Source organism: Enterobacter sp. ECC-175 (assembly GCF_043968675.1).
Classification (GTDB): domain Bacteria; phylum Pseudomonadota; class Gammaproteobacteria; order Enterobacterales; family Enterobacteriaceae; genus Enterobacter.
On record NZ_CP143776.1, the window covers coordinates 613,733 to 626,041 of the forward strand.

At 58.8% G+C, this 12,309-nt stretch carries 12 protein-coding genes; 6 read left to right on the plus strand and 6 right to left on the minus strand.

All coding sequences use genetic code 11. From position 1 onward, the window contains the following. Positions 1 to 26: 26 nt before the first annotated feature. The 3 genes from rhaD to rhaB all read right to left on the minus strand — a co-directional run bounded on the left by rhaD (position 27) and on the right by rhaB (position 3,703). Positions 27 to 857 carry a rhamnulose-1-phosphate aldolase gene (gene rhaD / locus V1599_RS03010; RefSeq protein ID WP_297120217.1) on the minus strand — a complete coding sequence of 277 codons (831 nt, stop codon included), beginning with the start codon at positions 855 to 857 and terminating at the stop codon, positions 27 to 29. A 120-nt stretch (positions 858 to 977) separates the two neighbouring features. Next, positions 978 to 2,237, minus strand: a complete 1,260-nt coding sequence (gene rhaA, locus V1599_RS03015) for an L-rhamnose isomerase (protein ID WP_112012747.1) — start codon at positions 2,235 to 2,237, stop codon at positions 978 to 980. Beyond that, a complete protein-coding gene (rhaB, locus tag V1599_RS03020) occupies positions 2,234 to 3,703 on the minus strand; it encodes a rhamnulokinase (protein WP_395301008.1) in 1,470 nt (489 codons plus the stop codon). Before rhaB ends, rhaA begins: the two co-directional genes overlap by 4 nt. 301 nt (positions 3,704 to 4,004) lie before the next feature. On the opposite strand from rhaB, the gene rhaS reads away from it, so the two are divergent. Both rhaS and rhaR read left to right on the plus strand, forming a co-directional pair. Further along, positions 4,005 to 4,841, plus strand: a complete 837-nt coding sequence (gene rhaS, locus V1599_RS03025) for an HTH-type transcriptional activator RhaS (protein WP_297119909.1) — start codon at positions 4,005 to 4,007, stop codon at positions 4,839 to 4,841. A 73-nt stretch (positions 4,842 to 4,914) separates the two neighbouring features. Beyond that, positions 4,915 to 5,763 carry an HTH-type transcriptional activator RhaR gene (rhaR, locus tag V1599_RS03030; RefSeq protein ID WP_297119912.1) on the plus strand — a complete coding sequence of 283 codons (849 nt, stop codon included), beginning with the start codon at positions 4,915 to 4,917 and terminating at the stop codon, positions 5,761 to 5,763. Here the strand turns inward: rhaR and rhaT are convergent, their stop codons facing one another. Beyond that, positions 5,764 to 6,798, minus strand: a complete 1,035-nt coding sequence (gene rhaT, locus V1599_RS03035) for an L-rhamnose/proton symporter RhaT (RefSeq protein WP_112012752.1) — start codon at positions 6,796 to 6,798, stop codon at positions 5,764 to 5,766. It lies immediately after the preceding gene. A 289-nt stretch (positions 6,799 to 7,087) separates the two neighbouring features. Between rhaT and sodA the strand changes: the two genes are divergently transcribed. Together sodA and yiiM are read left to right on the plus strand one after the other, a co-directional pair. Further along, positions 7,088 to 7,708: a superoxide dismutase [Mn] gene (sodA, locus tag V1599_RS03040; RefSeq protein ID WP_003861999.1), complete on the plus strand. Its 621-nt coding sequence runs from the start codon at positions 7,088 to 7,090 to the stop codon at positions 7,706 to 7,708. Positions 7,709 to 7,774: 66 nt separating this feature from the next. Then, positions 7,775 to 8,449 (plus strand): 6-hydroxyaminopurine reductase, encoded by a 675-nt coding sequence (yiiM, locus tag V1599_RS03045; protein ID WP_395301009.1) that lies wholly within the window; start codon positions 7,775 to 7,777, stop codon positions 8,447 to 8,449. A gap of 57 nt (positions 8,450 to 8,506) precedes the next feature. On the opposite strand, the gene cpxA is transcribed toward yiiM, so the two are convergent. Continuing rightward, positions 8,507 to 9,880 carry an envelope stress sensor histidine kinase CpxA gene (cpxA, locus tag V1599_RS03050; RefSeq protein ID WP_112012757.1) on the minus strand — a complete coding sequence of 458 codons (1,374 nt, stop codon included), beginning with the start codon at positions 9,878 to 9,880 and terminating at the stop codon, positions 8,507 to 8,509. After that, the gene (gene cpxR / locus V1599_RS03055) at positions 9,877 to 10,575 is read right to left on the minus strand and encodes an envelope stress response regulator transcription factor CpxR (RefSeq protein WP_112012759.1); all 699 of its coding nucleotides are present in this window, start codon (positions 10,573 to 10,575) and stop codon (positions 9,877 to 9,879) included. Before cpxR ends, cpxA begins: the two co-directional genes overlap by 4 nt. Before the next feature lie 150 nt (positions 10,576 to 10,725). Between cpxR and cpxP the strand changes: the two genes are divergently transcribed. Together cpxP and fieF are read left to right on the plus strand one after the other, a co-directional pair. Beyond that, positions 10,726 to 11,232 carry a cell-envelope stress modulator CpxP gene (gene cpxP, locus V1599_RS03060; RefSeq protein WP_112012761.1) on the plus strand — a complete coding sequence of 169 codons (507 nt, stop codon included), beginning with the start codon at positions 10,726 to 10,728 and terminating at the stop codon, positions 11,230 to 11,232. 153 nt (positions 11,233 to 11,385) lie between these two features. Next, a complete protein-coding gene (gene fieF, locus V1599_RS03065) occupies positions 11,386 to 12,279 on the plus strand; it encodes a CDF family cation-efflux transporter FieF (protein WP_112012763.1) in 894 nt (297 codons plus the stop codon). Positions 12,280 to 12,309: the final 30 nt, after the last annotated feature.

Below are 12,309 nucleotides of genomic sequence, written 5' to 3' on the forward strand. Positions count from 1 at the left end.
CCGAACGTCTCCGATCAGCGGGGCGGTTACGCGTACAAATCCAGCGCTGACTGCATCGGGCTAACGCCAAAGCGTTTGCCCAGCGCGATCAGCTCTTCCCGGGTGATGGTTTGCTTCATGCCGCCCATGGAGTAGACCTTCACCAGCACCTCGGCCGACTTCTCGGCGGTGTCGATCAGGCCAAAGGTTTCATCCAGCGTCGGGCCGCTGCCGAAGACGCCGTGGAACGGCCACAGAACGAGAGAGTGCTTTTGCATATCCCTGGCGGTCGCCTGGCCGATCTCGTCGGTGCCCGGCACCATCCACGGCAGAATGCCCACGCCGTCCGGGAAGACCACCAGGCATTCGGTGCTCCCTTCCCACAGCTTGCGGGTGAACAAATCCGGGCTGTTTTCCAGCACGTAGGTCAGGGCGATCAGGTTGGTGGCGTGGCAATGCATGATCACGCGGTCTTTGCCGCCGGTTGCCGTCATGCGCTCGCAGTGCGAGAGGAAGTGCGCGGGCAGTTCGGAGGTGGGAACGGCGTCGTCCGTCAGGCCCCAGAGGATGAAGTACCCCGCGCCGTCGCTGTCTACCTTAACGACGCCGAGGTTGGCCTGCGGGTCGAGCTGCACGTTGCGGAAAAATTTGCCGGAGCCGGTGACGATAAACGGCGTATTCGCGAGCTGCGGCATCGGCTGGCTCAGCGCAATATAGCGCGGCTTGTGGTGGAAATCGGCGGCGTACGGCTCGATGTCCGCCTCATCCAGGCGCAGCGTGAGGTTGCCGCCGTTGCGTTCGTCCCAGCCCTTCAGCCAGGCGTCGGAGGTCGCTTTGATCATGCCCTGGACGAACCAGGAGTGGGTGATGGTTTGCATAGTTTTCTTTTCCATTTATCGCGGTGAGAGTTTCCCCTCACCCTAACCCTCTCCCCAAAGGGGCGAGGGGATGGTTTGCTCCCTCTCCCCTTTGGGGAGAGGGCAGGGGTGAGGGGGCAATTACCCGCGCTGGCTCAACACGTCTTTCTCATACGCCCGCACGTTCTCCAGCCACTGGCTGCCCGCAGGCACATCGTGGCGCTGGCAGTACATTTCCCACACCGCCTGCCACGGCAGGGATTTTTGCTCCTCCAGCAGCGCCAGGCGGGCGGTGTAGTCGCCGTTTTCCTCAAGCTGTTTCAGCGCGGCGGTAGGCTCCAGCAGCGCGCGCAGCAGGGCTTTCTTCATGTTGCGGGTGCCGATCACCCACGCCGCGATGCGGTTGATGGAGGCGTCGAAGAAGTCGAGGCCGATGTGCACGCGGTCGAACAGATCGTGGCGGATGATTTCGCTGGCAATCGCCTGGGTTTCGTCATCCAGCAGCACCACGTGGTCGCTGTCCCAGCGCACCGGGCGGCTGACGTGCAGCAGCAGGCGCGGCACGTAGAGCATGGCGGCGGAGATTTTGTCCGAGATGACCTCGGTCGGGTGGAAGTGGCCCGCGTCCAGGCACAGCGCGGTCTGGCGGCTGGTGGCGTAGCCCATGTAGAACTCGTTCGAACCGACGGTGTAGCTCTCCGCGCCGATGCCGAACAGCTTGCTCTCAACGGCGTCGATGTGGTGCGCCGGGTTCAGCTTTTCGCTGATGGCCTCGTCCAGCGCGGCCAGCAGGCGCTGGCGCGGGGCCAGGCGGTCAACGGTGATGTCCTTCATGCCGTCCGGGATCCAGATGTTCATCACCGACGGCGTGCCGAGCTGCTCGCCGAAATACGCCGAGACGCGGCGGCTGGCTTTGACGTGGTCGATCCAGAACTGGCGGATCTCATCGTCCGCGTGGGCGAGGGTAAAACCGTCCGCGCTCAGCGGATGCGAGAAGCAGGACGGGTTAAAGTCCAGCCCCAGACGGTTGGCTTTCGCCCATTCCACCCAGTTTTTAAAGTGCTCGGGCCTGATCTCGTTGCGCTCAACCGGCTCGTCGGACTCCAGATAGATCGCGTGCAGGTTTAGCCGCTTTGGCCCCGGGATGAGGCTCAGCGCCAGTTCGAGATCCGCGCGCAACTCGGCTGCGCTGCGCGCTTTCCCCGGATAGTTGCCGGTCGCCTGAATGCCACCCGTCAGCGAACCGCCCGGGTTTTCAAAACCGGCGACGTCATCGCCCTGCCAGCAGTGCATGGAGACCGGCAGACGGTCAAGCTGGCGCAGCGCCGCGTCGACGTCCACGCCGACGGCGGCGAAACGCTGTTTTGCCAGTTCCCAGGCTTGTTCTAGTTGAGTGGTCATGCGCAAAGCTCCTTTATCAGTCGTTTTTGCTGAAACTGCGCCCGATAGCGGGCTATCTCATGGCGGGGATGGGGGGTAAAGGTCATCAGGCTGTGGTTCGCCGCGACGACCGCACGGAAATCGTCAACGCTGGAGAGTTCATCCAGGGTCATTAGCTGAACGCCGATATTGCCGAGCGTGGAGGCCTCTACCGGGCCCGCCACGACGGTGATGCCGCAGGCGTCCGCGCAGAGCTGGTTCAGCAGCCGGTTCTGGCAGCCGCCGCCAACGATATGCAGCTGGCTGAACGGCCTGCCGCGCAGGCTCGCCAGCTCGCTCAGGACGTCGGCATACAGCAGCGCGAGGCTGTCAAAGATGCAGCGCGCCAGCTCGGCGGGGCGGGACGGGACCGGCTGTCCGGCCTCGACGCAGGCGGCCTGGATCTCGGCGCTCATGTGCGCCGGATTGATAAAGCGATCGTCGTTGGGGTTGATCAGATACGAGCAGGCGGCGAGCGTTTCCGTCTCGGCGATAAGCGCAGGCAGGTCGGTCACGTTCTGCTCCTTCAGCACCCGCTGCAGCAGCCATAGCCCCATAATGTTTTTCAGCACCCGGTAGCGGCCTTCCGCGCCGCCCTCGTTGGTGATGTTTGCCGCCATCGCCGCGTCGCTGGTGTAGGGCGTTTTGCTCTCAAATCCCATCAGCGACCAGGTGCCGGAGGAGAGATAGGCCGCGTCCGCGTCGGCGAGCGGCGAGGCAATGACCGCGCTGGCGGTGTCGTGGCTCGCCACGGCCACTACCGGGATCTTATTGCCCTGCGGGCAAATCCACTGGCCGATCACGTTGCCGGGGTGGGTCGGCGTGCCGAACCACGAGGCCGGTGCGCCCGTCCAGTCGAGAAGGGTTTCATCCCAGGCATCGGAGTTAATGTTCACCAGCTGGGTGGTGGTGGCGTTGGTGTATTCCCAGTTGAGGTTGCCGGTCAGGCGATAGCTCAGGTAGTCCGGGATCAGCAGCGCGTGCGCCGCGCGATCCACCGCTTCCGGCTGCTGCTGTACCAGCGCGCGCAGCTGGTACAGCGTGTTGAACGGTAAAAACTGAATGCCGCTGCGCCCGTAGATCGCTTCTTTACCGAGCCGGGCAACGGCCTGTGCCATCACGCCGTCGGTGCGGCTGTCGCGATAGGACACCGGCAGCCCGACGCGTTCGCCGCGCTCGTCCAGCAGCACAAAGTCCACGCCCCAGGTATCAATGCCGATGCTGTCGATCGGAATCCCGGCGTCGCAGACCTTTTTCAGCCCGGTGCGGATTTCAGCTTCCAGGCCGTCAATATCCCAGGTCTCAAAACCGTCCTGCTTTTGCAGGCAGTTCGTAAAGCGGTGCATTTCACGCAGCGACAGCGCGCGCTGGCTACCGTCCCAGGTGGCCAGCATGACGCGCCCGCTGGATGCGCCTAAATCAACAGCCACACAATGGCGAAAAGTCATGTTCGGGTCCTTCTTTAGGTCATTAGCGATGAGTGTAAAAAGGGCCGATAAATGACGCCTTCTTGCCAGTGACAGCGAAAAACGGCGGCTGGCAAGAAAGCAAAGGTGAACGTGAGGCGGTTCACAGTTTCCTGTTATGGCGGGCTTTTCAGGCAGTGTGACGCTTCCCGCATTTCCCGATCTTTCCGCCGGTTTCTTGAAAAATCGGCGGGTTTTGCGCGCTTTGCTGCCGAAAATTCAAGGTGCGGGTGAAGGGGCTTAATTACTATTTTGAGAAGATTTCTCATTAGTGGTGGCCGATATGACCGTACTACACAGCGTGGATTTTTTTCCTTCGGAAGGTTCGCCCGTTGCGATTGAGCCGCGGCTTCCTCAGGCGGCATTTCCTGAACACCATCATGATTTTCATGAAATTGTGATTGTTGAGCATGGGACGGGCATTCATGTATTCAACGGGCAGCCGTACACCATCTGCGGGGGAACGGTCTGCTTCGTGCGCGATCACGACAGGCACCTGTATGAACATACCGACAATCTTTGTTTGACCAACGTGCTTTATCGATCCCCGGACGCGTTCCAGTTTCTTGCGGGGCTGAACCAGCTGCTGCCGCAGGAAAAGGACGGACATTACCCGTCGCACTGGCGGATCAACCAGGCCACGCTGTCGCAGGTGCGCCTGCTGGTGAGCCAGCTTGAGCAGAGCGAAGAGGGGCCGGAGACGCACGCCCTTGCCGCGCGCGAGCTGCTGTTTATGCAGCTGCTGGTGCTGCTGCGCCGGGGGAGCCTGGTGGAGGGAATGGGAAACAACGATGCGCGGCTGAATCAGCTGATGGCCTGGCTGGAGGAGCACTTTGCCGAGGACGTCTGCTGGGAGACGCTGGCGGATGATTTTTCGCTGTCGCTGCGCACCCTGCATCGCCAGCTTAAGCAGAACACCGGGCTTACGCCCCAGCGTTACCTCAACCGGCTGCGCTTAATCAAGGCGCGCCACCTGCTGCGCCACACGGATGAAAGCGTTACGGACATCGCCTATCGCTGCGGTTTTGGCGACAGTAACCACTTTTCGACGCTTTTTCGCCGCGAGTTCAGCTGGTCCCCGCGCGATATTCGCCAGGGCAAGGACGTGACGCTTCAGTAACGCGAGGATAATCACCGTATTCCCGGCGTAAAAACGCTAATAATGTCGGGTTATTCATCGTTGAGGTTAGGGTGTGGCCGCTCAGTTAACGCTTCGCAAAGAAGATTTTTTTTCCTCTGCCGGACAAGCCGTCGCGGTGGCCGACCGCTATCCGCAAAACGTCTTTGCCGAGCACACCCATGAGTTTTGCGAGCTGGTGCTGGTGTGGCGGGGTAACGGCCTGCACGTGCTCAACGACAGGCCCTACCGCATTACGCGTGGCGATCTGTTTTACATCCGCGCGGAAGACAAACACTCTTACGCCTCGGTTAACGATCTCGTTTTACAGAACGTGATTTACTGCCCTGACCGCCTGCGGCTCAACGTCGACTGGGCCGCGAACATTCCCGGTTTTAGCGATGCGAAAGGCACGCCGCACTGGCGTCTGAGCAGCAGCGGCATGGCCCAGGTTAGGCAGGTGATTTCCCTGCTTGAGCAGGAGAGCCAGAAAACCGACCCGGTAGCTTTTTCGATGGCGGAACTGCTTTTTGCCCAGCTGGTGATGACCCTTAAGCGCCACCGTTTTGCCACCGATAGCCCTTCTGCCACGGCGCAGGAAACCCTGCTGGACAAGCTCATTACCACGCTTGCCGGCAGCCTGAACCGCAGCTTTGCGCTGGAGAAATTCTGCGAGCAGGCGCAGTGCAGCGAGCGCGCGCTGCGCCAGCAGTTTCGCGCCCAGACGGGAATGACGGTCAACCACTACCTGCGCCAGCTGCGGATTTGTCACGCGCAGTATCTGCTGCAGCATACGGAGCAGATGGTGAGCGAAGTGGCGATGCGCTGCGGGTTTGAGGACAGCAATTACTTCTCCGTGGTCTTTAACCGCGAGGTTGGGATGACGCCGGTTCAGTGGCGCCATCGCAGTCGTAAAGCCGCGTAGTCAGTTTGCCATGCCGAGGCCGACAATGTTGGCCGCGATAATGATCACTACGCAGCCCAGGCTCAGCACGCCAACCGGACGTCGGCCCGCGTTGTTCCACTCTTTCAGCACCAGGCCCACCAGCCCGCCGCACAGCACGTAGAAGCTCATGTGCAGCATCCAGCTCATGTAGTCGTACTGCGGCGGTATGCTGGCGTGTCCCCAGGCGTAGAAGAAGAACTGCAGGTACCACATCAGGCCGCCGAGCGCGGAAAGCAGCACGTTGGTGATGATGAGCGATTTTGCCAGCGAGAAGTCCGCTTTTATCGACAGATCCTTCACTTTTGCCAGACGAATAAAGCAGAAGCCGAGGTTAACCAGCGCGCCGCCGCCCATGATCACCACGTAGCTTGGCAGCGCCACGTACAGCGGGTCAACGCCCAGCGCCGCGGCGGCGTCATGCATGGGCTTGGCGGCGTTCATGGCGAACGACATCCCGGCGGAGAAGATGCCGCACATCACCGCCAGCACCAACCCTTTCTTCAGGTTAAATTCCTCCGCCTTGATGCCCATTTTGCGCTCTTTCAGCTGGCCCGCGCGCGTCACGATGCCCACGCCGATGACCGCCACCAGCACGCCCAGCAGCGTCATTCGTCCGCCCCGGGTGTTAATCAGCACGTCGAAATTGCCGTTGATGATTGGCGTCATCAGGGTGCCGACAATCAGGGTGATGCCAATCGCGATGCCGATGCCCATCGACATGCCCAGATAGCGCATGGTCAGGCCGTAGTTGATGTTGCCAATGCCCCACATCGCTCCGAACAGAAACACCGGCAGCAGGGTAGAGGCGCTAAAGGAGGAGAAATAACCCCAGAAGTCCGGGAGCAGCATGGCGCTGATGGTCCAGGGCAGAATCAGCCACGACACCGTGCCGCCAACGGACCACATCGTTTCCCATGACCAGTGTCTGACCTTTTTGAACGGAGCATAAAAACAGGCTGCGCTGGCCGCGCCTATCAAGTGCCAGAAAATCCCCATCGTAATCGCATGACTCATGTTCACATCCTCATCGTTTTTATCGGCTGGTGGTGTCCCACTCTCACGATGAGTGTAAAAATTAGGCGATTTAATGACCTTTAAGCGGTTGCCGCCTCCGGGGCACGGGTGGCAATCAGCCCGTTAACCGCGTGAGCAGACTCACAATTTCGCTATTGATCAAAAATTCAATAACCTTATAAAAACTACGGCATTGATAATCATTTTCAATATCATTTAATTAACTATAATGAACCAACTGCTTACGCGGCATTAACAGCTGTGCCGCCCGACAATAATGGAGAGGATTATGAGTTATACACTGCCATCCCTGCCGTATGCCTACGACGCACTGGAACCGCATTTCGACAAGCAGACGATGGAAATCCATCACACTAAACACCACCAGACCTACGTGAACAACGCGAACGCCGCGCTGGAAAGCCTGCCAGAGTTCGCTAATCTGCCGGTTGAAGAGCTGATCACCAAGCTGGACCAGCTGCCAGCGGACAAAAAAACCGTTCTGCGTAACAACGCGGGCGGCCACGCTAACCACAGCCTGTTCTGGAAAGGGCTGAAAACCGGTACTACCCTGCAGGGCGACCTGAAAGCGGCTATCGAGCGCGACTTCGGTTCCGTTGACAACTTCAAAGCGGAATTCGAAAAAGCCGCTGCGACCCGTTTCGGCTCCGGCTGGGCGTGGCTGGTACTGAAAGGTGACAAGCTGGCGGTCGTTTCAACCGCTAACCAGGACTCCCCGCTGATGGGTGAAGCTATCTCTGGCGCTTCCGGTTTCCCTATCCTGGGCCTGGACGTGTGGGAACACGCTTACTACCTGAAGTTCCAGAACCGCCGCCCGGACTACATCAAAGCCTTCTGGGACGTGGTGAACTGGGACGAAGCCGCAGCGCGTTTCGCCGCTAAAAAATAAGGTTGCATTGACGCCTGTGAGAAGCGAGTCTGATGACTCGCTTTTTTTGTATCTGAAGGAGTAGATATGCACTACCCGGTCAACGTGTTTACAGGCAAGGTCAGGGACTACGACGGCAGCCGCCCGAGCGCCATTGCTAAAATTCAGGTCGACGGCGAGCTGACGTTGACCGATCTCGGGCTGGCGGGCGACGAGCAGGCCGAGAAGAAAATCCACGGCGGGCCCGATCGCGCGCTGTGCCATTATCCACGCGAGCACTATCAGCACTGGATAGGCGAGTTTCCCGAGCAGGCGGACCTGTTTGTCGCGCCCGCGTTTGGTGAGAACCTCTCTACCGACGGGCTGACCGAAAAGAACGTCTTTATCGGCGATATCTTCCGCTGGGGCGACGCCCTGATTCAGGTGACGCAGCCGCGCTCGCCGTGCTTTAAGCTCAACTACCATTTTGGCATTCCGGATATGTCCGCCCAGCTGCAAAGCGCGGGCAAAACCGGCTGGCTTTATCGCGTGGTGCAGGCGGGGCCGGTTTCGGCGGACGCGCCTCTTGAGCTGGCGTCACGCCTGAGCGACGTGTCGGTGTACGATGCCTGCGCGATTGCCTGGCATATGCCGTTCGACGATGAACAGTACCATCGCCTGCTGTCGGCGGCGGGGCTTTCGACAAGCTGGACCAGAACGATGCAGAAGCGGCGGATTAGCGGCAAGATCGAGGATAATTCGCGGAGATTGTGGGGGAGATAACTGCCCCTCACCCTAACCCTCTCCCCTATAGGGAGAGGGTTAGGGTGAGGGGGAAAACTACGAACGCTTATACAGCGGCAGCCACAGCGTTAACCGCAGGCCGCCCAGCGGACTGTCATCGGCTTTCACCCAGCCGCGGTGCTGCTGCATAGCGGTTTCGACAATCGCCAGCCCCAGCCCCGTGCCGCCGGATTCGCGGTCACGCGCCTCGTCGGTACGGTAGAACGGGCGGAAAATCTGCTCGCGATCTTCCGGACTCACGCCAGGACCGTCGTCGTCCACGATGATGGTGATCCCGTCTTTATCCACCGAGAACGCCACCTCAATCTTCGTGTGCGAGTAGCGCAGGGCGTTACGCACGATGTTTTCCAGCGCGCTTTCCAGCGCGTTAGGGTTACCGTACAGCGGCCATGGCCCCGGCGGGAAGTTGACGGTGAACGATTTGCCCATCTGCTCGGCTTCGAACGCGGCGTTGTCCAGCACCTCGTGCCACAGATGATTCGCTTTCACCGTTTCGCTCACCAGCGCGTTTTTCTGCTGATTGCGCGACATGACCAGCAGGTCGTTGATCATGCTGTCCAGGCGATGGGCTTCCGTTTCAATGCGCTCCAGCTCTTTGCTCTCGCCGCTGCGGCGACGCAGCAGGGCGGTGCCGAGCTGGAGCCGCGTCAGCGGGGTGCGCAGCTCGTGGGAGATATCCGACAGCAGTCGCTGCTGCGCCGTCATCATGCGGTCTAGGGCGCTTACCATCTGGTTAAAACTGGTGCCTGCGGCGAGAAACTCCTGCGGTCCAGCTTCCAGCTCGGGATGCTGCCTCAGGTTCCCCTGGGCCACTTCGTCTGCGGCATTTTTCAGCTTGCGCGCCGGTTTCGCCAGGCTCCACGCCAGCCATAGCAGCAGCGGCGAACTGACCAGCATCGTGACGATCAGCAGCAGAAGCGGGCGGTCAAACAGGAGATTGATAAAGTCCGACTGGGAATTGCTGGCAGGGCGAATCAGGTAGAGCTGGTAGTTATCTTCCCCGTCCCGGACCGAGAAGGGGCCAACCATTTCTACCCGACCGTATTTCTTCTTCTGCGGGTGATCGGCGTTATCCGCCTGGCCGATAAAGTTGCGGATAATCTGCATTTCATTGCGATCGGCGCCGATGACGCGGCCTTCGCTGGTCACCAGCAGCAGGCGTTGTCCGGGCGGTGCCCACTTGTCGATAGCGCGAAACAGCCTGCGCCACCACATCAAATCGTTTGGCGGGTCGTTTGCCAGCTCGGCTTCCACGTGCTGCTCGATCATCACGCCCTGGCGTTGCTCGCTGTCGAGCAGCTCCGTCATCTGGCGTGAGTCGAGTTTTGGCAGCATTAAAACGAGCATCAAAACCAGTGCCAGCGTCAGCCAGAAAATGGCGAAGATGCGGGCGGTTAAGCTTCCTATCATGAAGCGGAAACCATCAGATAGCCGCGACCGCGCAGCGTTTTAAACCACGGATGACCGTCTTTGCGCTCCGGCAGCTTGCGGCGAAGGTTAGAGATATGCATGTCGATGGCGCGGTCAAACGGCGTCAGGCGTTTGCCCAGCACTTCCTGGCTTAAATGTTCACGCGATACCACCTGGCCAAGGTGCTGCGCCAGCAGATACAGCAGGGTAAACTCGGTGCCCGTCAGTTCCAGCGTTTCGCCATCAAAGCTCGCTTCCTGGCGGCCCGGGTTCAGGCTCAGGGAGTCCACTTCCAGCGTCGGTGAGCTGTTGTCCGTGCTCTGCTGCTGTTCGCTCCAGTGAGAACGACGCAGGATTGCGCGAATACGGGCAACCAGCTCACGGTCGTTGAACGGTTTCGGTAAATAGTCATCCGCGCCCAGCTCGAGGCCAAGTACGCGATCAAGCTCGCTGCCGCGCGCGGTCAGCATGATAACGGGGGTCTGGTGTGTCTGGCGAAGCTCTTTCAGCGTATCAATGCCGTTCTTCTTCGGCATCATGACGTCGAGCAAGAGCAGATCGATGCTGTCGTCAAGGAGACTCAGCGCCTGTTCGCCATCATGGGCGACCAGAACGTTGAAACCTTCCATGTCGAGCAACTCCTTTAAAAGGGATGTGAGCTCTCGGTCATCATCAACTAACAGGATTTTATTCATTGTTTAAATACCTCCGAGGCAGAAATTACGACATCAAGGCTATCTAATCCATGACTTTACGTTGTTTTACACCCCCTGACGCATGTTTGCAGCCTGAATCGTAGACTGTCTCTCGTTGAATCGCGACACGAAAGATTTTGGGAGCAAGTGATGCGCAAAGTTACCGCTGCCGTCATGGCCTCAACGCTGGCATTCAGTGCGTTTAGCCAGGCTGCTGTAACGATAGTCGGCGATAACGGTCCCTCAGCGGAGGGTGCCTCGCAGAGCAGCAGCCAAATCCATATGTTTGACGGCATAAGTTTAACCGAACAACAGCGTCAACAGATGCGAGATCTGATGCAGAGGGCAAGACACGATAAGCCCCCTGTTAATGTTAGCGAAATGGAGACAATGCATCGCCTTGTCACCGCAGAAAATTTTGATGAAAGCGCCGTACGCGCTCAGGCAGAAAAAATGGCGCAGGAACAAGTGGCACGTCAGGTCGAAATGGCCAGAGTGCGCAACCAAATGTTTCAGCTGCTAACGCCCGAGCAGCAGGCGGTTTTAAATGAAAAACATCAGCAGCGAATGGACCAGCTGCGTGAGGTTGCACGGATGCAGCGAAGCTCAGATATGACGCTTTTCAGTAGCAATAGCAACACCCGTAGTAACCAGTAAACCCTGTTTTCCTTGCCATAGACACCATCCCTGTCTTCCCCCACATGATGTGGGGGTTTTTTTTGCCCTTCGTTAAGCCTTGTTAACGGTTTATTCATCCTTTGATCCCCTACGCATCCGTTATACTACCGCCATAGCATGACAGGAGCGTTTATGAATCAATCCTATGGACGGCTGGTAAGCCGGGCGGCAATGGCGGCGACCGTGATGGCGTCGTGCCTGCTAGTCATTAAAATTTTTGCGTGGTGGTATACCGGTTCGGTCAGTATTCTGGCGGCGCTGGTGGATTCGCTTGTCGATATTGCCGCCTCGCTCACCAACCTGCTGGTGGTGCGCTATTCGCTACAGCCTGCGGATGAAGAACATACGTTCGGCCACGGAAAGGCGGAATCATTGGCCGCGCTGGCGCAGAGCATGTTTGTTTCCGGCTCCGCATTGTTCCTGTTTTTAACCGGCATTCAGCACCTGGTATCCCCCACGCCAATGAACGACCCTGGCGTGGGCGTGGCGGTGACCGTCGTTGCACTTATTAGCACACTCGTTCTGGTAACGTTCCAGCGCTGGGTGGTAAGAAAAACACAAAGCCAGGCGGTACGGGCGGATATGCTTCATTATCAGTCTGATGTTATGATGAACGGCGCTATTCTTATCGCGCTCGGTTTAGCCTGGTATGGCTGGCATCGGGCCGATGCGCTATTTGCGTTAGGGATTGGGATCTATATTTTGTATAGCGCCTTACGGATGGGGTACGAGGCGGTGCAATCGCTTCTTGACCGCGCGCTTCCCGATGCAGAACGGAATGAAATTTTTACCCTCGTGACCTCCTGGCCCGGCGTCAGCGGTGCTCACGATCTTCGAACGCGGCAGTCAGGGCCGACCCGCTTTATTCAGATTCACATAGAAATGGAAGACAACCTGCCGCTGGTTCAGGCTCACGTTATTGCTGAGCAGGTCGAGCAGGCGATTTTGCAGCGTTTTCCTGGTTCAGACGTCATTATTCACCAGGACCCCTGCTCGGTTGTACCCGCACATGTTGAGCTTTTGTAATACGTGGTAAAAAAGTGAGCCAGGCCAGCA

What these genes read in the sequence shown, in the direction of transcription:
- fieF (WP_112012763.1), top strand. Translation starts at nt 11,386, where the DNA reads ATGAATCAATCCTATGGACGGCTGGTAAGCCGGGCGGCAATGGCGGCG.
- rhaD (WP_297120217.1), bottom strand. Translation starts at nt 857, where the DNA reads ATGCAAACCATCACCCACTCCTGGTTCGTCCAGGGCATGATCAAAGCG.
- cpxP (WP_112012761.1), top strand. Translation starts at nt 10,726, where the DNA reads ATGCGCAAAGTTACCGCTGCCGTCATGGCCTCAACGCTGGCATTCAGT.
- rhaS (WP_297119909.1), top strand. Translation starts at nt 4,005, where the DNA reads ATGACCGTACTACACAGCGTGGATTTTTTTCCTTCGGAAGGTTCGCCC.
- cpxA (WP_112012757.1), bottom strand. Translation starts at nt 9,880, where the DNA reads ATGATAGGAAGCTTAACCGCCCGCATCTTCGCCATTTTCTGGCTGACG.
- cpxR (WP_112012759.1), bottom strand. Translation starts at nt 10,575, where the DNA reads ATGAATAAAATCCTGTTAGTTGATGATGACCGAGAGCTCACATCCCTT.
- yiiM (WP_395301009.1), top strand. Translation starts at nt 7,775, where the DNA reads ATGCACTACCCGGTCAACGTGTTTACAGGCAAGGTCAGGGACTACGAC.
- rhaB (WP_395301008.1), bottom strand. Translation starts at nt 3,703, where the DNA reads ATGACTTTTCGCCATTGTGTGGCTGTTGATTTAGGCGCATCCAGCGGG.
- rhaA (WP_112012747.1), bottom strand. Translation starts at nt 2,237, where the DNA reads ATGACCACTCAACTAGAACAAGCCTGGGAACTGGCAAAACAGCGTTTC.
- sodA (WP_003861999.1), top strand. Translation starts at nt 7,088, where the DNA reads ATGAGTTATACACTGCCATCCCTGCCGTATGCCTACGACGCACTGGAA.
- rhaT (WP_112012752.1), bottom strand. Translation starts at nt 6,798, where the DNA reads ATGAGTCATGCGATTACGATGGGGATTTTCTGGCACTTGATAGGCGCG.